The organism is Flavihumibacter cheonanensis (assembly GCF_022352215.1).
Taxonomy (GTDB): domain Bacteria; phylum Bacteroidota; class Bacteroidia; order Chitinophagales; family Chitinophagaceae; genus Flavihumibacter; species Flavihumibacter cheonanensis.
In genome coordinates, this window is record NZ_JAKRWF010000097.1 from 1 (window position 1) to 288 (window position 288).

Here is a 288-nt window from a genome sequence, read left to right on the forward strand (position 1 = left end):
GTCTGGGTCAACCGTTTGATCCCGAACCCCTTTATCACCCCGTGTCAGCAGGCAGTAGTGAACCTTGTGTCCATGGGATATCCATCGCGCAATTGTCGCACCGCAGAAGAATTCTGGATCGTCTGGATGGGCCAGTATTACCAGGATCGTCTGTTGCTCTTCCCATTGCTCTGGGTCAGCTCTCTGGATTTTGTTCGTCACGGCGCCGCCCTCTCCTTCTACGATCTTCTCGTCCGCTGTGTGGTTGATCGCCAGTCCCCGGTTGAGCTTTTGGTCTAGAATCCGATC

The 288-nt window shown here is 54.5% G+C and carries 1 protein-coding gene; it reads right to left on the reverse strand.

All coding sequences use genetic code 11. The features are described 5' to 3' along the window. Positions 1-201 (reverse strand): PIG-L deacetylase family protein (locus MD536_RS22250; protein WP_369075823.1); only part of this gene is annotated, 201 nt, incomplete at its 3' end. Between the last annotated feature and the right edge of the window lie 87 nt (positions 202-288).